Annotated in this window: 23 protein-coding genes; 13 read left to right on the top strand and 10 right to left on the bottom strand. The window is 62.0% G+C overall.

What is annotated here, in order from left to right:
- Window positions 1–64 precede the first annotated feature (64 nt).
- From NH14_RS22065 to NH14_RS22055, 3 genes are all read right to left on the bottom strand, one after another.
- Complete coding sequence (locus tag NH14_RS22065; RefSeq protein WP_035528443.1) at window positions 65–1,384, bottom strand: MFS transporter; 1,320 nt, start codon at window positions 1,382–1,384, stop codon at window positions 65–67.
- A 66-nt stretch (window positions 1,385–1,450) separates the two neighbouring features.
- Window positions 1,451–2,557 (bottom strand): M14 family metallopeptidase, encoded by a 1,107-nt coding sequence (locus NH14_RS22060; protein WP_035528727.1) that lies wholly within the window; start codon window positions 2,555–2,557, stop codon window positions 1,451–1,453.
- 17 nt (window positions 2,558–2,574) lie between these two features.
- Window positions 2,575–3,363 (bottom strand): gamma-glutamyl-gamma-aminobutyrate hydrolase family protein, encoded by a 789-nt coding sequence (locus tag NH14_RS22055; RefSeq protein WP_035528446.1) that lies wholly within the window; start codon window positions 3,361–3,363, stop codon window positions 2,575–2,577.
- Window positions 3,364–3,473: 110 nt separating this feature from the next.
- On the opposite strand from NH14_RS22055, the gene NH14_RS22050 reads away from it, so the two are divergent.
- Window positions 3,474–4,391, top strand: coding sequence for a LysR family transcriptional regulator (locus NH14_RS22050; protein WP_035528448.1), 918 nt, complete (start codon window positions 3,474–3,476; stop codon window positions 4,389–4,391).
- Window positions 4,392–4,835: 444 nt separating this feature from the next.
- Here NH14_RS22050 and NH14_RS22040 read toward each other — a convergent pair whose 3' ends face one another.
- The 3 genes from NH14_RS22040 to NH14_RS22030 all read right to left on the bottom strand — a co-directional run bounded on the left by NH14_RS22040 (window position 4,836) and on the right by NH14_RS22030 (window position 8,218).
- Complete coding sequence (locus NH14_RS22040) at window positions 4,836–5,222, bottom strand: hypothetical protein (protein ID WP_035528450.1); 387 nt, start codon at window positions 5,220–5,222, stop codon at window positions 4,836–4,838.
- A gap of 89 nt (window positions 5,223–5,311) precedes the next feature.
- On the bottom strand, window positions 5,312–5,614 hold the full coding sequence (locus tag NH14_RS22035) for a hypothetical protein (RefSeq protein ID WP_152617175.1): 303 nt from the start codon (window positions 5,612–5,614) through the stop codon (window positions 5,312–5,314).
- Between the two features lie 324 nt (window positions 5,615–5,938).
- Entirely contained in the window at window positions 5,939–8,218 is a 2,280-nt protein-coding gene (locus NH14_RS22030) for a sigma-54-dependent transcriptional regulator (RefSeq protein WP_035528453.1), read from the bottom strand.
- Between the two features lie 286 nt (window positions 8,219–8,504).
- Here NH14_RS22030 and NH14_RS22025 point away from each other — a divergent pair, with 286 nt between their 5' ends.
- Window positions 8,505–8,801, top strand: a complete 297-nt coding sequence (locus NH14_RS22025; protein ID WP_035528456.1) for a DUF4148 domain-containing protein — start codon at window positions 8,505–8,507, stop codon at window positions 8,799–8,801.
- Between the two features lie 174 nt (window positions 8,802–8,975).
- Complete coding sequence (locus tag NH14_RS22020) at window positions 8,976–9,308, top strand: hypothetical protein (protein WP_035528458.1); 333 nt, start codon at window positions 8,976–8,978, stop codon at window positions 9,306–9,308.
- A 69-nt stretch (window positions 9,309–9,377) separates the two neighbouring features.
- On the opposite strand, the gene NH14_RS22015 is transcribed toward NH14_RS22020, so the two are convergent.
- Window positions 9,378–10,151 (bottom strand): GntR family transcriptional regulator, encoded by a 774-nt coding sequence (locus NH14_RS22015; protein WP_152617176.1) that lies wholly within the window; start codon window positions 10,149–10,151, stop codon window positions 9,378–9,380.
- Window positions 10,152–10,378: 227 nt separating this feature from the next.
- On the opposite strand from NH14_RS22015, the gene NH14_RS22010 reads away from it, so the two are divergent.
- The 7 genes from NH14_RS22010 to NH14_RS21980 all read left to right on the top strand — a co-directional run bounded on the left by NH14_RS22010 (window position 10,379) and on the right by NH14_RS21980 (window position 18,331).
- Entirely contained in the window at window positions 10,379–11,155 is a 777-nt protein-coding gene (locus tag NH14_RS22010; RefSeq protein ID WP_052148139.1) for an HpcH/HpaI aldolase family protein, read from the top strand.
- A complete protein-coding gene (locus NH14_RS22005) occupies window positions 11,115–12,344 on the top strand; it encodes a pyridoxal phosphate-dependent aminotransferase (protein ID WP_084225575.1) in 1,230 nt (409 codons plus the stop codon). Before NH14_RS22010 ends, NH14_RS22005 begins: the two co-directional genes overlap by 41 nt.
- A gap of 119 nt (window positions 12,345–12,463) precedes the next feature.
- Window positions 12,464–13,534: a porin gene (locus tag NH14_RS22000; RefSeq protein ID WP_237179725.1), complete on the top strand. Its 1,071-nt coding sequence runs from the start codon at window positions 12,464–12,466 to the stop codon at window positions 13,532–13,534.
- A gap of 48 nt (window positions 13,535–13,582) precedes the next feature.
- A complete protein-coding gene (locus tag NH14_RS21995; RefSeq protein WP_035528462.1) occupies window positions 13,583–14,722 on the top strand; it encodes an aminotransferase class V-fold PLP-dependent enzyme in 1,140 nt (379 codons plus the stop codon).
- A gap of 37 nt (window positions 14,723–14,759) precedes the next feature.
- The gene (locus NH14_RS21990) at window positions 14,760–16,163 is read left to right on the top strand and encodes an amino acid permease (RefSeq protein WP_035528464.1); all 1,404 of its coding nucleotides are present in this window, start codon (window positions 14,760–14,762) and stop codon (window positions 16,161–16,163) included.
- Window positions 16,164–16,178: 15 nt separating this feature from the next.
- Window positions 16,179–17,183, top strand: a complete 1,005-nt coding sequence (gene ltaE / locus NH14_RS21985) for a low-specificity L-threonine aldolase (protein WP_035528466.1) — start codon at window positions 16,179–16,181, stop codon at window positions 17,181–17,183.
- A gap of 23 nt (window positions 17,184–17,206) precedes the next feature.
- A complete protein-coding gene (locus NH14_RS21980; RefSeq protein WP_035528468.1) occupies window positions 17,207–18,331 on the top strand; it encodes a cupin domain-containing protein in 1,125 nt (374 codons plus the stop codon).
- A gap of 7 nt (window positions 18,332–18,338) precedes the next feature.
- Here NH14_RS21980 and NH14_RS21975 read toward each other — a convergent pair whose 3' ends face one another.
- Window positions 18,339–19,232, bottom strand: coding sequence for a LysR substrate-binding domain-containing protein (locus NH14_RS21975; RefSeq protein WP_035528470.1), 894 nt, complete (start codon window positions 19,230–19,232; stop codon window positions 18,339–18,341).
- A 176-nt stretch (window positions 19,233–19,408) separates the two neighbouring features.
- Between NH14_RS21975 and NH14_RS21970 the strand changes: the two genes are divergently transcribed.
- The 3 genes from NH14_RS21970 to NH14_RS21960 are packed head-to-tail and all read left to right on the top strand — an operon-like array spanning window position 19,409 to window position 21,149.
- Window positions 19,409–19,951, top strand: a complete 543-nt coding sequence (locus NH14_RS21970; RefSeq protein ID WP_035528472.1) for a hypothetical protein — start codon at window positions 19,409–19,411, stop codon at window positions 19,949–19,951.
- Between the two features lie 7 nt (window positions 19,952–19,958).
- Complete coding sequence (locus NH14_RS21965) at window positions 19,959–20,285, top strand: hypothetical protein (RefSeq protein ID WP_035528473.1); 327 nt, start codon at window positions 19,959–19,961, stop codon at window positions 20,283–20,285.
- 15 nt (window positions 20,286–20,300) lie between these two features.
- Window positions 20,301–21,149: an MBL fold metallo-hydrolase gene (locus NH14_RS21960; RefSeq protein WP_202031735.1), complete on the top strand. Its 849-nt coding sequence runs from the start codon at window positions 20,301–20,303 to the stop codon at window positions 21,147–21,149.
- Window positions 21,150–21,185: 36 nt separating this feature from the next.
- Here NH14_RS21960 and NH14_RS21955 read toward each other — a convergent pair whose 3' ends face one another.
- A complete protein-coding gene (locus tag NH14_RS21955) occupies window positions 21,186–21,542 on the bottom strand; it encodes a SpoIIAA family protein (RefSeq protein ID WP_035528475.1) in 357 nt (118 codons plus the stop codon).
- A gap of 95 nt (window positions 21,543–21,637) precedes the next feature.
- Window positions 21,638–21,961 carry a DUF4148 domain-containing protein gene (locus NH14_RS21950; protein WP_084225577.1) on the bottom strand — a complete coding sequence of 108 codons (324 nt, stop codon included), beginning with the start codon at window positions 21,959–21,961 and terminating at the stop codon, window positions 21,638–21,640.
- Between the last annotated feature and the right edge of the window lie 54 nt (window positions 21,962–22,015).

Raw genomic sequence — 22,015 nt, 5'->3', positions numbered from 1 at the left:
CGAGGCCGGCGCCATGCACGCCTCATTACTGCTTCACTACAAGGGTTTTTTTGCTGTGCGCGGGTCAGCTTCCGACGCGCGTGCTGCGGGTTTCGGGCAGCAGGAAGGTCGCGAAAAGACTGATCACGCTCGTGATTACGACGTAGTAAGCGGGGGCCAGCGCACTATGGGTCAGAGCGATGATCCAGGTGACGGCGAACTGGGTCGTACCGCCGAAGATGGCTGTACCCACGCCATAGGTAATCGCGATACCGGTGCTGCGAAAGCGCGCCGGCATCAATTCCGGAATCGCGACCAGGCCGCCGGTGGCGCTTGCCGCCGTCAGCGATGCCAGCACGGCGGTCGCAGCGAGCAGCGTCGACGCGCTCGGGGCGGCGCTGAGACACCAAAACATCGGCACGATCAGGACGGTGAGGGCGACCCGCGGCACGATGATCGCCGCCTTGCGTCCCCAGATATCGCAAACGACGCCGCCGACCAGCGCGAAGACGAACGTCAGGGCGCCGCCCACGAGCACGCTCATCTGAGCCAGGACGGCAGGCAGTTTCAGCACCTGGATGGCATAGGTAGTCATATAGTTGCCAATCTGCGTGGAAACTGCGCCCGCCATCAGGACGAGCGTGCCGAGGACGAGATACCGCAGATTGCCGGTCAGGCGGCTCTCATCGCGTTGCATTGGCTGCGCTTTGCTGGCGGTGTGTTCAAGCGTTTCCGGCATGTTTCGGCGGATGTACATCGCCACCGGAACCAGCAGGAGGCTGACCAGGAAGGGAATGCGCCAGCCCCAACTGGCGAGCTGCGGCGGCGTGAGCAGCAGCGAGACGGCCACTCCGATCACGCCGCCGACGCAGACGGCGAGGCCCTGGCTCGCGAGTTGCCAGCTCGTGTATAGACCTCGTGCGCGGGCGGGTGCGGCTTCGATTAGCAGGGCGGTCGCGGGACCGACTTCACCGCCCAGTGCAAATCCCTGCACCAGCCGACAGATCACCAGAATGATGGGCGCGGCGACGCCGATAGCCGAGTAAGCCGGCGTTGCGGCGAGGCCCAATGTGCCGATCGTAATCAGCGCGACCGTCAGGATCATTGCCGGCTTGCGTCCGGCCCTGTCGGCCAATCTACCGATCATGATCGCACCCAGCGGGCGCATCAGGAAGCCAACGCCAAAGGTCGCCATGGACGCCAGCAGGCTGCCGAATTCACCGCCAACCGGAAAGAAGGCGCGGCCGATATAGACTGCAAAAAAAGCGTAGATAACGAAGTCGTAGAACTCGAGCGCGTTGCCGGCCACCGCCCCTGCAACTGCGGTCCGGCTGATTCCGGAATGTGCGTGGCGGATTCCGAGTTCCTCTTGCGGACCCGCTTCAATCGTACTGGGGCTGGTCATTTCATCTGTCTCCAACTGTTGTAACGCGCCGGACTGCCGGTCAGGCGTTGAGTCCGGCGTTCGAGCTCACTCGTCTGTGCATCTGCGCAGGCCGTTGAGCGACTGCAGGTACACCTCTCGTCCTTGCACCCAGATTGCGAGGTTCCAGTCTTCGCGTTGGGGATAGAAGGCTCGTTTGAGTGTGGCCTTGATCGCGTCCCGTTTCGCCGTATCGGCGCATCCGTAGCGATGCAGCCAATGCTCCGCGCGCATGGCGAGCATGACCTCTCCCATAGGGTAGGTGCCGAACTCGAGGCACACATTTGTCTGAACCGCATGAGGGCACTCTTGCGCGAGCGATGCCTGGATTGGCCCCGTCAGCGGAATGCTTGACGATGTTCCCGTGGCAACGGAGGTGAGGTTGTCACCCCACCATCGCCGCGAGCGCGCCAGCGTAACGGCGTTGTCGGGTGCCGCGAAGATTCGCTCGCCCACGCCATAGGGGCCGAGACCTGTGTGAATGTCGATCGATGCGATATGCCGGCGCTTCGCGCCATATTGGCGCAGAATTTTCCGGAATGTCTCGTTGCTCCACGTGGGCGCGACGCCGCCAAAGTGCAGTCCGTCGTCGAATGCGTACTGGCCCAGCGAAACCGCGCGCTGGAAGCCGCGCGCACCGACGCGCTCGCGGAACGCATTCAGACGGCTTTCGTTTGCTGCGCGCGGAGGCCACTCGGGAGGAAGAAGCAGATCGTGGATTTCGCCGTAGCCCGCGTTGTCGGGGAGGGTGGTTGAGAAGTCAACAAAATTTCGATTCAGGTCGACGTTTTCCTGAGTCACCCGGCGAGTGTGGGAGAAGCCATAGGGATTGACGGCGTGTACGTAAAGCACGGCGGTGTCCGTGGCATTGGCTTTGCACCTGGGGGCGGGCTCCAGTTCGAGAAGCCCGGTTTGTATCGCGGAGCCGCAATAGCCTTCCACGCCATGACATCCGCTGATAACGAGCAGCAGGTTGGACGCGTCTTGCGGACCGTCCAGCACGACGTCCGTCGCGAGCGTCTCGCCATCCGCTCCGCGTAGCGGCAATTCATGGGAGTCGACGGTGAGTCCCCTTCGCGCAGCAGCACCAAGAAATTTCTCGCGAGCTTCGGCGTAGTTGCGGCTGAACAGTTGATTGATAGCTTGTGGTGTCACGATCGTTGAAGCGCAATTCAAGCGGGAATCGGGGATTGCAGGCGTTCCTGCTGCCGGATCCGGCAGGCGTCGCCAAATGCAGTAAAAATCGCACGCGCAAGCGGACTGTCATCGACGCGCATCTCGGGATGCCATTGCACGCCGAGCGTGAACTGTCTGGCCGAGTCCACGGAAATGGCCTCGATCAGGCCGTCGGGCGCAGTCGCCTCGACGCGCAGTCCGTCGCCCAGCCGATCGACTCCCTGGTGATGCAGTGAGTTGACCAACGCCGTCGCGACGCCCGCGAACTGCGCGAGTTGTCCTCCCGGGACGATATCGATTGCGTGGCGGTCTTCGTACCAGTGCTCCACCGGCCGATCATGGTCGCCCTCACGGTGGTCGAGGCGCCCGGGTTGGTCATGGACAGCGCGCTCCAGCGTGCCGCCAAACGCGACATTGAGTTCCTGGAATCCGCGACAGATGCCAAGGAACGGTACGCCGGCCTCCAGCATCTTCGGCAGGAGCGGGAGCGACACGGCGTCGCGATCCGGATCGACGAGCGTGCAGGCAGGCAGCGGCGCCGCGCCGTAACGCTCCGCCGCGACATTGGACGGGCTGCCGGTCAGAAGCAAGCCGTCGATCGAGGCGATCAGCGTGGCCGGATCGATGCCGTCAGCGTGGGCCGGAACGATGACTGGAAGCACTCCGGCGACCCGTGCAAGTGCATGCACGTATCCCTCGAGGACGGCGTGGGCCATGTGCTTCTGGCGCTCAATGCGGTCGGCCACGATGGCGACGACGGGCTGGCGGGAAATGGGGCAGTTCATGTCGACTTCAGGAAAGGTTGTTGGGAGCGAGTCTAGATAGCTGTTTTGATGATGTAAATTGCATAATTTATTGAGTTATCATGCAATCTTTGCAAGTGGGTCGCCCATCCATGAACAGCCGTCAGCTTCTTCACTTTCTGGCCCTGCTAAATGAGGGATCGCTGAGTGCCGCCGCAACCGTGGTGCATCTCAGCCAGCCAGCGTTGTCCCGCAGCATCCGCTCGCTGGAAGAATCGCTGGGTGTGCCGCTCTTCGATCGCAGCGAGCGCAGGCTTCGGCCTACCGTGTACGCCGACTCGTTCGCCGAGCGCGCGCGTCGCATTGTCTTTGAAGAGAAAGAAGGCATGCGGGCGCTGGAACTCATGCGCACCGGCGATGCGGGCACACTTTCCTTTGGGATGGGTTCATCGCTCGCGAGCGCACTGCTCAAGCCGATGATGCTTCAGTTGCTCGCAAGCACGCCGCGTCTGAAGCAGCGCTCCGTCATCGATTCGTCGGACCGGCTGATGCAGCTCTTGCTTGAAGAGAAGCTGGACTTCTTCGTCGGCGATATCCGGGTTGCTGCCGGCCTTGCCGATGTGGCCGTGGAGCCGGTCTATCAAAGCAGCTTCGGTTGGTATGGGCGGATCGGCCATCCGCTTTCTAAGCAAGCGGCAGTCTCGATAGCGCAGGTGAAGCAGTTTCCTCTGATCGCGACCGGCTATCTGGAGGAGTCGCTTGCACGCCGCTTCCTTGAGCTTTACGGGCTCGCTGAGCCGTTCGTCGATCACTTCGCCGTGGTCGTCAACGATGTGCCGACAGTGCAGGATCTTTTGACTTCGACCGATGCCATCGTCTCGTACACCGACTTCGCGATGTTTGCCGGCATAGCGGCCGGGAGTATCGAGCCGATCGACGTTGTACCTCAGCTCGACATGAAACTCACACTTGGCATCGTCCGCCTGAAAGGCAGAACCCTCATACCGGCTGCTGAGCGAGCATTTGCGATAGTCCGGGAGCGTCTGGTGCGTCCCGCTCAGGCAATCTGATCCCATCAAGCCGCGACGACAGCGTGAGCGGTCGGTATCTACCCTTGATTTAGATGGTGAGCCGCCGGGGCAAGTGCCGCGCGCGAGCGCATGGACGACAGGATTAAAGCAGTCTCGGGGCAAAAGCGGCGCATCGAGGCGCAGCTGGTAGATCACGTCGTCGCGCGCGAGTTTTTCGCGATCGACGCGCGCGCTCTGGCGCTAGATCAATAGCTCCAACGTGTCGAACAAGGCGAGGTCTTCCTTTTTCGCCGAGCGCGCATGTCGGCGTATGACCTGAAGCAGGCATTCGATGAAGGCGACGGCCGCGCGGCTTGTCCAGCAATTCGTGGATGGAGCGCGCCCGCACCTTCCGATGGCCTTCGCGCAGTAGCGACTGGGCGACCGCCATCAGTCCTTCAATCAGCTCCGCCCCAGCACGATTTAAAACCTCCTGGAAAAACGCTAATCAAGATCCCCGCGCACTTCACCAGTACCCAGCGCGTTACGCTGCCGGTTGACTTCCGCCCAAAGCGCATCGCTGTCGTCGTCGCGTAGCAGGACCACCCAGTCCAGTTGATCGTCGGTCACGCCGAAGTATTCCCGGATTTCCTTGCGGACGGCATCGACGAACTGCGCGTATTCCGGAGTTGCCTGGGCCTGCGCGTGCAAGGCGTCGTATTCCGCATCGTCCGCGCCGCCGCCGTGCTCGTCGATGTAGCGCGAGATCCACTGGTCCCGTTCGCGGTCGTAGTCGGCCTCGGCGCGCATCGCCTGCACAGCCGTGTATATGTCCAATTGAGCAAACGCGGCGATCGCCGCCGTTGTTGCCTCGTCGAATGTCGTTGTCATCCCGTATCCCATGTTGGTCGCGATACATCATCGCACGGGCCTAACACGGACGGGTTCCCCTTCACCGTTCGTCACAACGCGCCAGACGCTCAAACATCCCCGAGTTGATCGAGCAAAAGCCGAAGTCGTTGCGCTTGCGCGGGAACGATTTGCGGCGTGGAGGCAATGCGTTCTACGCGATCGCGCCAATAGCGCCGACCGAAGACGGCAATGTTGTCATCCACGGCAACGACGATCTCGAGATGCGCGATGGCGCTATCGAGGTTTTTCGCCGTGTAAGGGCTTTCTCCTGGTGCCCCGGTTTTCACATCCTGGTGTGTGATCACACGCTTCAAATCTTTATTGGCGCGCTTCGTATCCCGAACTGCCGCTTGTTCAATTGTGCTTGTCATTATTTTTGGCCTTGCATTTGCGTACATCCGCCGCGCATGCGAACCGCGCATTGCACTGCGACCCCGGAATCGTTTTGGCGCGGGCGTATCGGGCGTCTTCCCGATCCCGCATTGACAGAGAGTAAGCAACGATCGCGCCAGCATTCGACGACCCAGTGTCCGTGGAATGAGCCGGTGCGTGAGGGGACGGTGCAGGACGATTCCGTCCGCGAAAATGACGCGAAATGGACGATTTCGTCCATTCCGGCTGAATTGATCGATACGGCGTGCCTTAGCGGTCTGCCCGAGCGTTCTACCTTAGCGTTCTACCTGAGCGGGCCCGCGTCAGGTCTCTTCGAGGCGAAGTTCGGCCAGCAACGTTATCGCGTCCGCAATCCGGCTGGTCGACTCGGCCGCTTGCTCCCGCAAGCCGCGAGCAAGCGTGTCGATCGCTTCGGCGCGGCGGCCGGTGGAGCGCAAGAGGTCGGCGAGATAGCGCGCGGCATCTACGCGCGCGGGCACCGAACCGAACGCGAGCGCCGTGGAAAGGGCGGTGCGTAATCCCTGCTCGGCAGAGGTCAAATCTCCGAGTGCCCACTGCGCCCGCGCGCGGGTGACCTGCAATTCGCCAAGATGGGCGCGCTCCTGGCGAGCAAGGGTTTCGTCGACTGCGGCGGCAAGCATCGCTTCGCATTGCTCCGCGCGGCCGCATCGCAGCAGCAGTTCGCCGTGCTGCCACATCTTGAAGGAGTGGAATAGCGCGCCGCCGTTGCAGACGAGGTGATTGTCGTAACCGTCGAGCATGACGGCTTCGGCTTCCGCGTTCAGGCCTTGCGCGCTGAGATGGACGCTGCGGAAAATCTGACCCATGCCGCGATAGAACGGGAAGCCGTTGGCGATCGATACCGATTCGAGTTCGCTCGCGAGCGGCCCGCGCCGCGGGTCGTCGAAAACGCAGGCCAGCCACGCGGCGCCCTGCAGATTGACGGCATGCGCCAAGGCGTGCGTACCCGATTCGCCGGCGCGCAGGATCAGCATTTCCATCGCGCGCCGGGCCTGCCCGAATTCGCCGATCTGATAGGCGGCAAGGCCCTCGAATGTCAACGCGAGGCTCGCAAGGTCGATTCCCTGCGAACCCGTGCGCACATCGTCTTTCGTCACGCCGATCAGATTGCCCCGCGCGAGGCAGGCGAGCGCTTCTTCGCTGTCGCCGAGCCAGTAGAGGGTGTTGGCCATGGCGACGTGCGCTTCGTCGAGCGACACGCGGTCCCCGCTGTTCTGAGCGCGTTGCAGCATCTCCTGTGCGCTCGCACGCGCCTGCTTGAGCTGAAGCGTCGTCAACTGGGTGGTCCAGACGCCGAACTGGATCGCCGCGATCTCGCGAGGCTCGCAAATCCCGGTTCCGACTTCTAGCGCTGCCGCATAACAGGCCGTGGCTTCCGCGTACAGCCAGCCGTGCACGCTGCGCAGGCTCATACCGAGCAGCCGGTAGGCGTCGAACTGTGCGCGGCGCGCGGTGACCTCGTCGCGGCTGGTCTGCAGCACGTCGAGGCAACGCCGCAAATGAGGAATGGCCTCGGCAAAGCGCGACGCTTCGATGAGTGCGCTCGCATGTTCAAGACCCTTCTGGGCTTCGCGATGGTGCTCCTCGCGCGACTTCAGGCGGCGTTCGACGGTCTTGCGCCCTACGCCGAGCAAACTGGCCGCGGCGCTCTTGTTGCCCGCAGTGCGTTCCAGTGCGCGATCGATGAGCAGATCTTCGGCGGCGGCGAGTTTGTCGCTCCCCTCGAGTTGCAGCAGCATATCCGCGAGCGCTGAGCGCGAAACCGCCCCGGCCGTTTCGCTGGGCAGAAACGGTTCGAGTGTGTGTTCATCGATCAGCGGCTTTTCGGCGAGCACGCTCAACTGGCTGATCAGGTTGCGCAATTGGCGGATATGGCCCGGCCAGGTATGCCGGCCGAGCCGCCGAATGGCGGCCGGCGAAAACTCGATGCGGCGCTCCTGCCGCGAGGCGAAATGAGCGGCGAGCGCCGGGATGTCTTCAATGCGCTGGTCGAGTCCGGGCACGGCCAGCACGAACACCGCGAGCCGGTAAAACAGGTCCTCGCGAAACAGGCCCTGGCGCGCCAGTTCGCGCAGATCACGGTGAGTCGAAGCGACCACGCGGCCCTCGAAGCGCACGTTCGACGAAGCGCCAACCGGGCGAAACATCCGCGTTTCGAGTGCGCGCAGCAGTTTGGGTTGCAGCGCGAGGGGCAATTCGCCGATTTCATCGAGCAGCAGCGTGCCCTTGCCGACCTGTTGCAAGAGCCCCTGACGACTCTCGCCGGCCCCGGTGAAGGCGCCTTTGACGTGCCCGAATAATTCCGCTTCCACGAGGTGTTCGGGTATTGCACCGCAATTCACGTCGACGAACGGTTGATCGTGGCGCAGGCTGCGCGTGTGTACGCGGCGCGCCACCAACTCCTTGCCCGACCCGGTGGGGCCGATGATGAGCAACGCGTGATCGGTGGGAGCGACACGGTCGATCATTCTGACCAGCTGACGAAATAATGGCGCCTCGCCAATGAACGCGTCGTAGTCCGCTTTGGTTCCGGAGGGTGGAGCGAAGAGGGAAGTACTCATTGACTTGCGGGCTCCGGATAAACGCGTGGCGTTTTCATGGCAACAGGGAATTAGCGCTTCCTGAGAGGCGAATAAAAACAGATTCGATAGCGCGTATCTGGCGCTTCATTGATGTCGATGTGCCGTTGCCAGTGAAAAGAGCGGTACGTCTGCCTTGGCCGACTCCTCGTGTAATAACAAGCATCATATCTTTGGACAGCGCGAAAGAAGCACTAGAGTGTGAACAGCACGGGCAGTGGCATCGCCCGCGCTTACGTTGCGCCAATCAGACGTGTGGAGACGCTCCATGGAAAACCTGCTGAGAAACCGCTCGACGCTTGTTGCGCTGGCGTTCCTGCTGACCGGATGTGCGGCCGGCGGCATGCCGCAAAGCGGACCCCATCTGAGCCCAACGGAGTGTAGCAATCTGGCCGCGCTAAAAAGCAATCCGTCGCCTACCAAGGAGCAACGCCAGGCCGAGCTTTCGGCGCTGAGGAAAGCGGGCTACGACCCGTCGCCATGGAACGATGATCCGAACTACCCGGACGATCTGCACGCGGCGCAGCGCCTGGTCGATCAATGGATCCAAACGGATTGCCGGTAGCGGCGACCCCGGTGGGCGGCGCCGGTATCGGACCAAGGTCCGATACTCAACGAACCGGACGACGGGTAGGCTGAAACCTCCCGCCAGGAAACTGACACACGGACGCCCACCATGATGAGCTTACGGAGTAGCCGGAAATCGCGCGGAACGAAGGGTGCCGCCGCGAGACGCCTCATGCTCGCTGCTGTATGCGCTGGCCTGCTGCCTCTCGCCGGATGTCCGTATTACTACGCGCCGCCTCCCGGCACGGTGGTCATGCAGCCTGCGAGTTTCGACCGGTCCTTCGCCGCTGCGGCAGGCGCGATGAGCGACGAGGGCGTCGCGATCACGGTTCAGGATCCCGGCACCGGCGCAATAGCTGGAACCGCCGCCGGCGGCACGGTCACTGCGAACGTGCGCCAGCAAGCCGATGGCAGCGTGATGGTGCAATTCAATTCCGGCACTGCACAAGATCCAACGCTGCTTGGGCGGATTAACCGTAGTTACGATCGGCGCATGGGGCGCTAGGTCCGGGCCCTCCGCCCGGCAATGACAGGTCCGTGGGGTCGGCCAATGCGTGCGCGCACCACGTTTCGATCACGGGTTCTGTCCGTCCACCGACACGAAATAACGCTGCTCGGCATTCAGGATGAATTCGAGCATGGCCGCCCTCACACGCTTCGAATCGCGTTCGAGGAAGCCTTCCAGCAGTTCGCGCATGCCTGCCAGTGCAATCTTCTGGGTCGACGGGTCGGTCAGCGTGAGCGACCTGACCTGCTGCGCGTGGTCGGTAAACCGCCGGATCGTGTCTTGTAGCCGACTGTTCTGCACCGCCGAGAGCCAGACATCGCGAAACTCCACATTGGCCGCCATCAACGCAGCGCCGTCCTGCTTTTCGCAGCTTCGAACGGCTTTCTGCCAGGCGCGCTTTAACGCAGCATCCTGTACGTCCGTCAGCACCGCGGTTGCACCTGCTGCGGCGCTCGGTTCGAGCAGCCTGCGGACTTCAAAAATCTCATGGACGTCGTTGTTCGTCAGCCTGGGGATGATGAACCCGCGCGTGGTGCCGACCAGAAAACCCTCGTTGACGAGGCGCACGAGCGCCTGACGAACCGGCATGCGCGTGCAGCCAAATTCGTTGGCGATTTCGTAGTCGAGAATGCGATCGTTCGGCCCAATGTCGCCGCGCTGCATCCGGGCGCGGACTTCCTGATAGATGGTCTCGGTCAGTGTCGTTTGCGTGAGCGCGGTTCTGACCGGCGCTTTGGGAATCTTTGCTACCCCTCGGGTCATGGCGGCCGTTCCGTAAACTGAATTCTGAATTTTCCATGCATTCTCGTCTTCTGTGGCGCGAATTGTCAAGGCGGCCACAGGGCCGCCAGTCCTGTCGTCCTATCGGTGAAAACCCGCCTCGAAGAGCCCCCGAATTCCTCACAAACAAGGCTTTGTCGCGAGCCCGCAAGAAAATTTGAAGTCAGTTCGTTGACATCAAAATATATCCACAGTAATGTTCCTGCTATCCAAAAAACTGAATTCAGTTTTTGTTGAGCCGGCCTTTTCGGGCTCGGCCGTACACACCAGGAACGAGGCGCAAGTCCATGCTTTTTCGCTCGCTGAAGCCACTGCTGGCCGATGAACGCCCCATTCGTCTGATATGGCTGGCGCTGGGCAGCGCGCCGGTGGTGGAGTTTGCTGCTCAGGCAAATCCAGATGCGCTCGTCATCGATCTCCAGCACGGCTTGTGGGAGCGCGCTACGCTTGAAGCAGCCATCGGCGCAGTGGGTAGGCGGGTGCCGGTGATTGCCCGTTGCGCGGAGAACTCGCACAGCGCCATCTCGCAAGCGCTCGACGCTGGCGCGGCTTCGGTGCTGGTGCCGCTCATTGAAACGGCGGACGACGCGCGCAGGGCGATATCGGCAGGACGGTACCCGCCAGTGGGGAAGCGCTCGGCCGGCGGCGTGCGGCCACTGAGTGCCGGGCTCGATGCAATGCTGGCCGCCGATCGCGAGGTGGCGATTGGTCTGATGATTGAAACGGTCGAGGGCGTGGAAAACGTCGAGGCGATCGCCGCGACGCCGGGCGTCGACTATCTGTTCATCGGCACCGGCGACCTTGCCATGTCGCGCGGCACCGTCGATCGCCAGGTGATCGACCGCGACTGCGAGCGCGTTGTGCGCGCCGCTACGGAAAACGGTTTGCCGTGCGGCATCTTCACGGGCAACGCGCGCGCCGTACGTCAGGCGTTCGAACGCGGATGCCGCATGGCCGTGAGCGCCAACGACATCGACGTGGTGAAGGAAGGCTTTCTCACGGTGCGGGAAGAAGCGAAAGAAGATGCGCGCGGTTCGACGCACGCCACGCCCTTTTCATTTTGATCGGACTCCAAAGGAATGCGAGGACGCGATGGATATCACGAGACGAGCAATCGCAGCGATGCCGGATTCGCCGATCATCGATGTCTGGCGTCTGGGGATCGGACGCAATGACGTCATAGGCCTATGGGCGGGAGAGAGCGATCTGCCGACGCCGCAAGCGTTTTGCGATGCGGCCAGTCGTGCACTGGCGGCGGGGCACACGTTCTACTCGCCCAATCGCGGCATTGCCGCGTTGCGCGATGCGATTCGCGCGTACTACGCGCGGCTGTGCGGCATCTCTATCGAAGACGAGCGCATTTCCGTCACCTGCGGCGGCATGAATGCGGTCACGCTGGTGGCGCAAGCGATCATCGAGCCGGGCGACAACGTCGTGTGCGTTACGCCGTCGTGGCCCAACATTCTGCGCGCCGTCACGATTGCTGGCGGCGAAGTGCGCAGCGTGCCGCTCGGTTACGGCGAGGACGGATGGCATCTCGACCTGCAGCAACTCTTCGACGCTTGCGACGCGCGCACGAAGGCCATTTACTACGCCTCGCCAGGCAATCCGACTGGCTGGACGATGGAAACCGCGCAGCAGCGGCAATTGCTCGAATTCGCGCGTTCGCGCGGCATCGCGATACTCGCCGACGAGGTGTACCAGCGCATCGTTTACGACCGTCCCTACGCGCCTTCGCTGCTGGAGATCGCCTCGCCGGATGACCCGGTCTTCGTGATCAACAGCTTTTCCAAGGCGTGGCTCATGACCGGCTGGCGAATGGGCTGGCTCGTATATCCGCGTTCGATGCTCGGCACGTTCGAGAAACTCGTCCAGTTCAACACCAGCGGCGGCCAGGCATTCCTGCAGGCAGGCGCGGCAGCGGCCCTCAATGAAGGCGAGGCGGAGGTCGAAGCGTTCGTGGCGCGCTGCCGCGGCGGCCGGCAAATCGCGCTCGATCGGCTGCGCGCGATCGACCGTCTGCATGTGGTTCCCGCCAACGCATCGTTCTATCTGATGTTCAGTATCGACGGCGTTACCGACACGCTCGAATTCTGCAAACGCGCCGTGCACGAGGCAGGCGTGGGACTCGCGCCAGGCATCGCGTTCGGCGAGGAATCGGCGCATCAGATTCGCCTGTGCTACGCGCGCAGCGACGCCAGCCTGATCGAAGCGATGGACCGGCTCGAAACACTGTTGCACAAACGACCCTGAGCGACCCTGAGCGACCCTGAGCAGCCCTGCGCGGACTGTTCGGCCTGGATTTTGAAGTGCCCACTCCGGAGGCTAACCGGAGAGCCATTATTCATCCCATGAGGAGACAAAGCAAAATCATGCAACGCAAACTTCACGCCGCGGTAGCCATGCTGGGAATCGGATTGACGGGCAGCGCTTTCGCGCAAAGCTCGGTCACCCTGTACGGCATTGTCGATCAGAGCATTCGCTTCACCAACAATTCGAATGCGGCAAACGACAACCAGGTACAACTGACTAACGGCGCGATCACGAATAGCCGCTGGGGCTTGAAAGGGGACGAGGACCTGGGCGGAGGCTTGAAAGCGGTGTTCCGACTCGAAAGCGGCTTCGATCCGCAGACCGGCAAGCTCAATCAGGGCGGGCGTCTCTTTGGCCGCTACGCTTACGTGGGTCTGGAGAGCCAGTACGGCACCCTCACGCTCGGCCGCCAGGGAACGGAGGCCTTCAACTTCTTCGGCGACTTCGACCCGCTGACCGTCGGCAACTATACGGCGAACTCATGGCCGTTCTTCATGACGGTAGGCCGCATCGACAGCGCCGCCACCTACGCTGGGCAGTTCGGCGGCCTCCATCTCGGCGCAACCTATGGGTTTGGCCAGCAGCCCGGCAGCCTGAGCAGGAATTCGTCGTGGAGCGTGCGTGCCTCATATGACCTCGGCCCGGCGAGCTTTGGCGGCACGTATCAGGAAACGCGCGATCTCAGCAACAACATTCAGCGCATGTGGGGTCTGGGCGTGAAGTATGCCGCCGGTCCGGCGACGCTGTTCGCCGGGTACCTGGGCGGGCAGGACGGCACGGGCACGGTCGACGAGGCGCTCAACGACCCGAGCCGCACCGTTGTCACCGGCTCGCCGTCGGCCAATCAGCGTCGCGACATGACGTTCTATACGGGCGTGACATATCAGGCCACAACGGCGCTGGCGCTCACGGGCGCGTTCTACTATGACGACATGCACAACCTCAACGGCTACGCCGCCAACAACGGCGAGCGTTATGCCGGCGTGCTGCTGGCCGAGTATTCGCTGTCGAAGGCCACGCAGGTGTACGGCACGGTCGACTACAACCACGTCTCGGGCGGCGCGTACACGGAGCTGCCGGGCAAGAACAACCAGACTGGCGTCGCGGTGGGCATCCGCCATCTGTTCTGACGCGCGCAGCACATCACGCCGCTGGTCACACTGAAAGGAACCCAATCCATGAATCATCCCGCCGATACCGATCGCTCTGGGTGGCTGCTGTATCACTCGGTCGGCATGTTTCCCGGCCAGGAGGACGCGGTGCGCGCCGCGCTCGACACGTTTGCATCGAGCTGGTGCCGCCCGGACCTGCAGCGCTGGGACTACGGTCTTGCCGCCCGGCGGCAGGTGCTCGATCAATGGGCCACGCTGGTCAATGCGCCGGCCCACGCCGTTTTTGCGTCGGAGAACGTCACCGATGCGTTTGCGCGCTTCGTCGGCGCGCTCGGTCGCAAACGTCTGGCTGGACGCCGCGTGCTGATCGCCGCGGATTGCTTCCCGAGCCTGCACTACATGCTGCGCGGGCTCGAGCCCGTGCTTGGCTTCACGCTCGATACGGTGCCGCTCGCGCCAGACGCGGCCTACATGACCGACGACGAATTCATCGCCCATTGGCAGGAAGATGTGGCGCTGGCGGTCATCACCTGGGTCACGTCTACGGCTTCGAAGCGTGCGGACGTCAAGCGCCTGGCCGCCCACGGTCGCGCGCAGGGCAGCCTGATTGCGGTCGACATCACGCAGGGCGCGGGCATTCTCGATTTCGATGTCATGCAACCGGCCGTCGATTTTGTCGCGACGACCACGCTCAAATGGCTGTGCGGCGCACCGGGCACCGGGCTCGCGTACCTCGATCCGAAGCTGATCGACAGCGATATGGCGCCGCTCGTGCAAGGCTGGTTCAGCCAGCCCGATCCCTTCAACTGGGATCTCTCGCGCTTTTCGCTGGCGCCCGATGCACGGCGTTTCGATGGCGGCACGCCATCGTTTCTGCCGTTTGTCGCGTCGGGGCCTGGCCTCGCGTGGCGGCTCTCGCCCGACGCGATTGGCATGCGTGAGCACAACCTTGCGCTGTCGCATCGATTGATTGCGCTGGCCGACGCCAAAGGTTATGCCGTGCGATCGCCACGCGTCGATGCGCAGCGCGGCGGCAGCGTGATGGCCGATCTGCCCGCTCACGTCGATCCGCACGAACTGGAGACGAAGCTGGCGAAGCACGGCGTGCTTGTGGATACGCGCGGCAGCACCGTGCGCATGTCGCCGGGCATGCTAACGACGCATGCGGTGATCGACACATTGTCGGCGTTGCTCCCGGAAGCCTGATCTGCCTGCGAAATACATTCGACAAGGAAATAACGACATGGAAGAGACAAACATTACCGCGCGTGAAAAGGGCTTGCACAAAGCCCTGACGCAGCGGCAAATTTCGATGATCGGCATTGGCGGGGCCATTGGCACGGGCCTCTTCATGGGCAGCGGCATTGCAATCGGCTACGCGGGCCCTGGCGTGCTGATCAGCTACGCGATTGCCGCGCTGATCGCCGTGATCATGGTGTTCAGCCTCGCGGAGATGGCCGTTGCGCATCCGACCGCGGGCTCGTTCGGCACCTACGCCGAGATGTACCTGAGCCGCTGGGCCGGGTTTGTCGTGCGCTACACGTACTGGGTCATCGAAGTGGTTGCCGTCGGCGGCGAGGCCATTGCAGTGGGCCTTTATATGGGCTTCTGGTTTCCGGGCATTCCCGTGTGGATGTGGTCCATCGCGTTCGGCATTGCGCTGATCTACGTGAACTGCCGCTCGGTGAGCAACTTCGGTTCGTTCGAGTACTGGTTCGCGCTGATCAAGGTGGTGGCGATTCTCGGCTTCATCGTGGTCGGCCTCGCGAATGTGTTCGGCATCGGTACGGGGTCGCCGGGCGTGGGCTTGCACAATCTGACCGGTTTGCCGGGCGGATTCATGCCGCATGGCTTCAGCGGCGTCTGGATGGGCGTGCTCATGGCGATCTTCTCGTTCTACGGCGTGGAAATCGTGGCCGTGACCTCGGGTGAAGCGAAAGATCCGACGCGCGCCATTCCGCATGCGTTGCGCTCGATGGTGTTGCGCCTCACGCTCTTCTATATTCTCGCGCTCGGCATTATGGTGGCTTACCTCCCGTGGACGGAAGCCGGTGCGAAGGTGGTGCAGCAAAGCCCGTTCGTGAAGCTCTTCGCGCACGCAGGCATTGCTCACGCCGCGGGGCTGATGAACTTCGTGGTGATCACGGCGGCGCTCTCGAGCATGAACACCAACATCTACCTGTCCTCGCGCACGTTGTTCTCGCTCGCTCGCGGCGGTTATGCGCCACGCTGGATCGGCGCGCTGACCGCGAACGGCACGCCGCTCGTCGCCACGCTGATTTCGGGCGCCGGCGTGCTGGCCGCCGCCGCGGTGTCGTTCTTCAGCCCGCTCGCGTACAACTATCTGTTCGGTATTGCCTTGTTCGGCGGCATCTTCGTGTGGATCGTGATTCTGGCTACGCACCTGCGCTTTCGCCGGGCATGGAAAGGCCGCAAGCTGCCGGTTCGCATGCCGCTGTTCCCGATCGCGCAAATCACCGGCATTGCCTTGTTGAGCGCGATTCTTATCACGATGGGACTGGATACCGAGTTCTGGAACATCTCGTGGATCGTTGGCGTGCCGTGGCTGATCGCAGTTTCCATCGTGTACTTCGTCTACCGCAAACGGCTCGCGCAGTCGGTGGTCGCCAACGGCGCCAGCGCTTGATCCGGGAGACGACCCATGATCGATCTGCGCAGTGATACCGTGACCCGCCCGAGCAGGGGCATGCTGACCGCCATGGCAGCCGCGCAAGTAGGCGACGATGTCTGGGGCGACGACCCGACTGTGCTGCGTTTGCAGGCGACTGTCGCCGAGCGCACGGGCAAGGAAGCGGGGCTGTTCCTTCCGACCGGCACGCAGAGCAATCTGGCCGCGCTGATGGCGCATTGCGGGCGCGGCGACGAATACATCGTCGGCCAGACGGCGCACGCGTACCGGGACGAGGGTGGCGGAGCGGCCGTGCTGGGGAGTATCCAGCCGCAGCCCATCGAAAACGCAGCCGATGGCTCGCTGCCGCTCGACAAGATCGCCGCCGCCATCAAGCCGGTCGATATCCATTACGCGCGTACGCGCTTGCTCGCACTCGAAAACACCACCGGGGGAAAGGTGCTGCCCGCGGGTTATGTCGCCGAGGCCACGCAACTCGCGCGCGAGCGCGGATTGTCGACGCATCTCGATGGGGCGCGTGTCTGCAATGCGGCGGTCGCTTCGAAACTGTCGCTCGAGGCGCTGTGCGCCCCGTTCGATTCGGTGTCGATGTGTTTTTCGAAGGGGCTCGGCGCGCCTGTGGGTTCGGTGCTGGTCGGCAGCAGGGCGGTGATCGAGGCGGCGCGCCGCTGGCGCAAGATGCTGGGCGGCGGCATGCGGCAGTCGGGCGTGCTCGCGGCCGCATGTCTTTACGCGCTCGAACACCACTTCGAACGCCTCGCCGATGACCACGACAACGCGGCCAGGCTTGCCGAAGGGCTCGCGCAGATCGATCAGGTAAAGGTTTTGTCGCAGGCCACCAATATGGTTTTCGCACAGTTCCCGCAGCCGCATTGCGCACCGCTCGAAGCGTGGCTCTGGGAACGCGGCATTCTTACCCAGGTGTTATATGGTTCCCGTTTCGTCACGCATCTGGACGTTTCACGCGCGGACATTGACGTGTTCGTTAATGCGGTCAAGCAGTATTTCACGCGCTGATTTCCATTTCCCGGAGCGTTGTCATGAACAAAACTGACGATCTTTTAGCCACCCAGCAGCCCATTTCCGGCATTCACCGTTGCCAGGTACTGATGGCATGCGACGAGTTGAATCCAACGCTTGAATTTCTCAAGAGCACGCTTGGGCTGCGAATCGACGCCATCTTTCCCGCCGATAACCCTTCAACCGCGATGCTCTCCGGGCATGGCCTGTCAATTCGGCTTGGCGTAGGCCTCGCCAATGGTGTCAAAGAGTTGCGAGTGCTGTGTGACGATCCTGACCAACTATCGTCCGGCACGCGAGAACTGCTTGCGCCGAACGGGGTGCGCATTCGCCTTGAAGCAAGCGATCCGCCACTTCGTCAGCCAGAGACAATTCAGGAACTCGCGGTGTCGCATCTGAATGAAGGGGCGCATTGGAATGTCGGGCGGGCCGGACTTCGCTATCGCGATCTGCTGCCGGCAAGGCACGGTGGCGCGTTTATCGCATCGCATATTCGTATTCTCGACGGGGGACCTGTTCCCGACTACACGCACTTTCACAAGGTTCGATTCCAGACGATTTTTTGCAGGAAGGGCTGGGTGCGCGTTGTCTACGAAGGGCAGGGCGAGCCATTTGAAATGCACGCGGGAGATTGCGTGCTGCAGCCGCCGACCATTCGGCATCGCGTGCTGGCAAGCTCGGCTGGGGCGGAAGTCGTCGAACTCAGCAGCCCGGCCGAGCACATCACAGTCGTCGACCATGAAATGGTGCTGCCGACACCGGCGACGCACCCCGTACGGGATTTCAACGGCCAGCGTTTCGTGCGTCACGTGGCGGCCACGGCAAAGTGGGCGCCGTGGCGCATTGCCGGCTTTGAGGCGGCGGATACGGGTATCGGCGCGGCTACCGAAGGCGTTGCCGGGGTTCGTGTCGTACGGCCTGCCGGTGAGGCGAGGAGCCGGACGCAGACGCACAACACCGAACTATGCTTTTTCTATGTGTTGTCGGGCAGGCTCGACGTTGTCGTGGACGGCGACCGTTATACGCTCGCATCGGATGCAAGTGTCGCGATCCCCGGCAATGCGCGGTATGCATTCGAGCACTATTCGGATGATCTCCAACTGCTCGAAATTACATTGCCGGATCAGTTTTTGATCGGCAATTGATGTTGTTTCAAGGCGCCGCGCCTCGGGCTTCGTCTAGCATCCAGTTCGCAAATGCGCGCAGCGGCCCCGCACTCGATTCGATGGATTCAGGAAGAACGAGGCAGAAGTTTTTGACAACCCCTTTACCGTCGGGCCAGGGCGCGACCAACCGGCCTTGTTCAAGCTCCGTCCCGACGTAAAGACGCGGCACCAGCGCAACGCCCAAGCCGGCTAGCGCCGCCTCTATCAGCATGGAATGGAGGTCGTAGCGTGCGCCAACCGCCGAGTTGGTCAGCGTGATGCCGGTCTCCTGGGCATAAAGCTGCCACGCGTCCGGATTCTGTCGCCGGTGTAGACGCGGCAGATCATCCAGCGATGCATTCGCACCAGCATCTTCGAGCAGCGTCGGACTGCAGACCGGCACCAGCACCTCTTCCAGCAGCCGATATCGATGCATCCCGGCCCACGCCGGGTGCTCGAAATGGATGGCCGCGTCGAAACCGCTACCCGCAAGAATGAACGGCTCCATGCGCTCGGCAATATGCACGGTGATGTTCGGATGCTGAGCCTGAAAGCGTTTGAGCCGGGGGATAAGCCAACGGGTGGCAAAGGTCGGAATAGCGGCGATATCGATGCTCGCGCCTTCAACGGGCTGCCCCATCAGATACAGGCTGTCGCGTTCCAGCCGTTCGAGAATCTCGCGAACCTGCACTGCGTATCGCGTGCCGTTGGCTGCAAGCCGAACCCGATTTCCAACTCGCTCGAATAGGGCAACACCCAAAAACGCCTCCAGCCGGCCGATCTGCCGACTCACGGCGCCTTCGGTCAGCGCCAACTCCTCGGCAGCACGCGCGAAGCTTGCGTGCCGGGCCGCAGCCTCGAACGCCAGGAGCGCGGAATTGCTTGGAATCTTGCGTCGCATTTGAATCTCGCCGTTTGAATCTCGCCATTTGAATGCACTCGACGCCAGCTTGAGTAAATATCACTGAAAGGTGACTTCATTTCGTTATGAGTGCGGTAGATGCGAGATTACCATTACATTACCGCAATGAAGATGACTTCGCGGGCGCACACCCCTGCGCCACGAAGCACCAACCGATGATCTATACCGTGGAATGCAGCTTCGCCGACCCGAACAGCGAGGCCGAATGGAACGACTTTTATAGCCTCGAAAAGCTGCCCGCCCTCATCTCGGTGACCGGCTTTCATACGTCGCAGCGCTTCAGGGCGATAACCGACGGTTGCCCCGTCTACCTTGCCGTCCACACGATTGACGGTCTCGATGTCCTGACGGGAGACGAATATCGCCAGAACGGCGGCGGCAATTTCGCACGATGGCAGCAGCACATTACCGACTGGCACCGGAATCTCTACAGCGATATTGGTCTTGCGCCGGCAGTCAATGCCGACGAACTTCTCGTGCTCTGTGCGAGCGGCCCCGAACCGCTGATCCAGATGGGCCTCGAACCGTTGGCCATGCAAGCGGTGGCGCTGGAGAAGTTTCCGGAACGCCGCTGGCTCGCGACATTGCCTCGGCGAAACGCACAGCGAGTTGCTCGCCTTGAAGGCCTTTATTTTTACTCGCCAATGACGGAGCAACTGACAAACACTCGCACCATTTCGACCGGTACTAGCAAATAAGTCTGCAATGCCAAACGTTACTTTCTACATTCATGCGGGGCACATGCCGTCCGATGAGCGTCTTGCAGAACTTTCCGGCGACTGCGTCGAGCTTTGTACGGATGTGCTTGAAGCAGACCTCAAAAACGTGCACGTCGTCTATGTGGAGGTTCGGCACGGACATGGGCATCCCGTCTTCGTAGAAGTCCAATACCGCCTTGCTCCGGCTCGTACGTCCGCCGTCATGAACCCGTTCATGGAGGCACTGGAGAACGCCATCGTTCGCCGCACGGGGCTGATGGCGCGCATCCGTTGTTTTGGTTATGCCGCGTCGAGCATTCACGCCCGCAATTAACAGGTCTGAAGAAAAATGGTGTCCACTCTTGCCTTTCCGGCTCAACGAGTCGGCGATCTCACGATTACTGCAATCAGCGATGGCTACCTCAACGCCGGCCTCGACTTTCTTTCGAATATCGATACGGTTGAGGCTTCCAGAATGCAGCGTGAAGCAGGGCAGGAGGAGCCGACTGCTGTGCATATCAACTGCTACGTCGTGCGCGGAGCGGACCGCACCATGCTCATCGACGGTGGAGCGGGAGGCATCAAGCAGTGGGGCGGCCACCTCAAGCGCAATTTATCGCTTGCTGGCATTGAACCCACCACGATCGACACCGTCCTGCTCACGCATGCCCACCCCGACCATGTCGGAGGACTGATGAATGAGGCCGGAGAGGTGGCTTTTCCGAATGCGGAGCTAGTGGTGAATCGGCAGGAGATGAAGTTTTGGCAGGACGATGGGAATCTGGCTCGCGCCAGCGAACGGGCACGCGGAAACTTCCTGATCGCGCGCCAGGTGTTCGAGTGCTACAGGGACAAGCTCCGGACTATCGATGAGGGGGAAGTGCTTCCCGGTATAAGAGCGGTGCCGCTGCCGGGACACACGGACGGCCACACCGGATATCTCCTTGAATCACGCGATCAGGGCGTGCTTGTTTGGGGAGATATTGTTCACTTCCCTCACATCCAGATTAAACGGCCAGACGTATCGATCGCATTCGATCAAGACCCGTCACTCGCGGCCACCACCCGATCACGGATTCTGGAGCGTGTCAGCTCGGACGGGATTTTGATCGCTGGCATGCATTTAGGGGAGCCCGGTTTCGCGCGAATAAAACGAACCAGGGGCGAATACGGTCTGCATTACGAGGCCGATGCGTGAAACTACTCACATGGCGGTGTTCTGACCACCGCCGTATCAGGCGTTGATCCAGGCTCGCGCCTGTTCCAGTTCGTTGACGTGGAAGGCCTTGATTTCAGCCTTCATAAAGAACCGCGCCAAATGCATCGATGCATGAATCCAGCCGGCGTCGGCCACTACGGCGGCGCGCGTGATCTTGCGGGCGAGGGGCACGCCGAGCGTCATGTCGGTCCATAGCGCCTTCGGCTCGATGCCGCTGAAATGCTCGATGCGTTCGAGCACGCGGGTCTTGCCGTTCAGTTCGATATCGCCACGCATGCGCTCGATGGCTTCGCGCAATTCGTGGTCGGTGATTTTGCCTTCGACGGATATTTCGACAACCGGGGAATCTGGGGTGCTGTGATACAGAATCATGGCGGGACTCCTGGCTTGGGAGACGTTACCTGGTCAGGCACGGATGCGCCTTGCGTTCGATAACGTTCTCATGGTACCCCTTTTCAATGCGGTTCTCAGCCGGGTTGAATGTGCGGGCACTCTGTCTGGAACCAATAATCTACCAGGCGCTGCGCCGCTTGTAGATCATCGGGATAGTACGGGTCGTCAAACCACGGTGACGGGTCGTAGCCCGCTTTTCTCAGGGCGGAGAGTTCGCTTTGGTGTTGCGCCATGGTCGGCGGCGCGTTGCTCTTCAGCGATGCAAGGTCGCGGCACTCCGTTGGACTAAGGTGCGGGCCGGTATAGGGCGGCGGCATGCCGCTGTAGACACAACCGGCGAGCAGAAGCACTGAAGCCGCAAGTATTGAATGTATTGCTGGCGGATGTAGCTTTCTCATGGTGTGTCCTTTGCTTTGATGGCGCTGGCGCTGGCGCTGGCGCTGGCGCTGGCG

The sequence above is a fragment of the Paraburkholderia sacchari genome (assembly GCF_000785435.2).
Taxonomy (GTDB): domain Bacteria; phylum Pseudomonadota; class Gammaproteobacteria; order Burkholderiales; family Burkholderiaceae; genus Paraburkholderia; species Paraburkholderia sacchari.
Note: the sequence above shows the minus strand (reverse complement) of the source record. Positions and strands in the feature narration are given on the sequence as shown.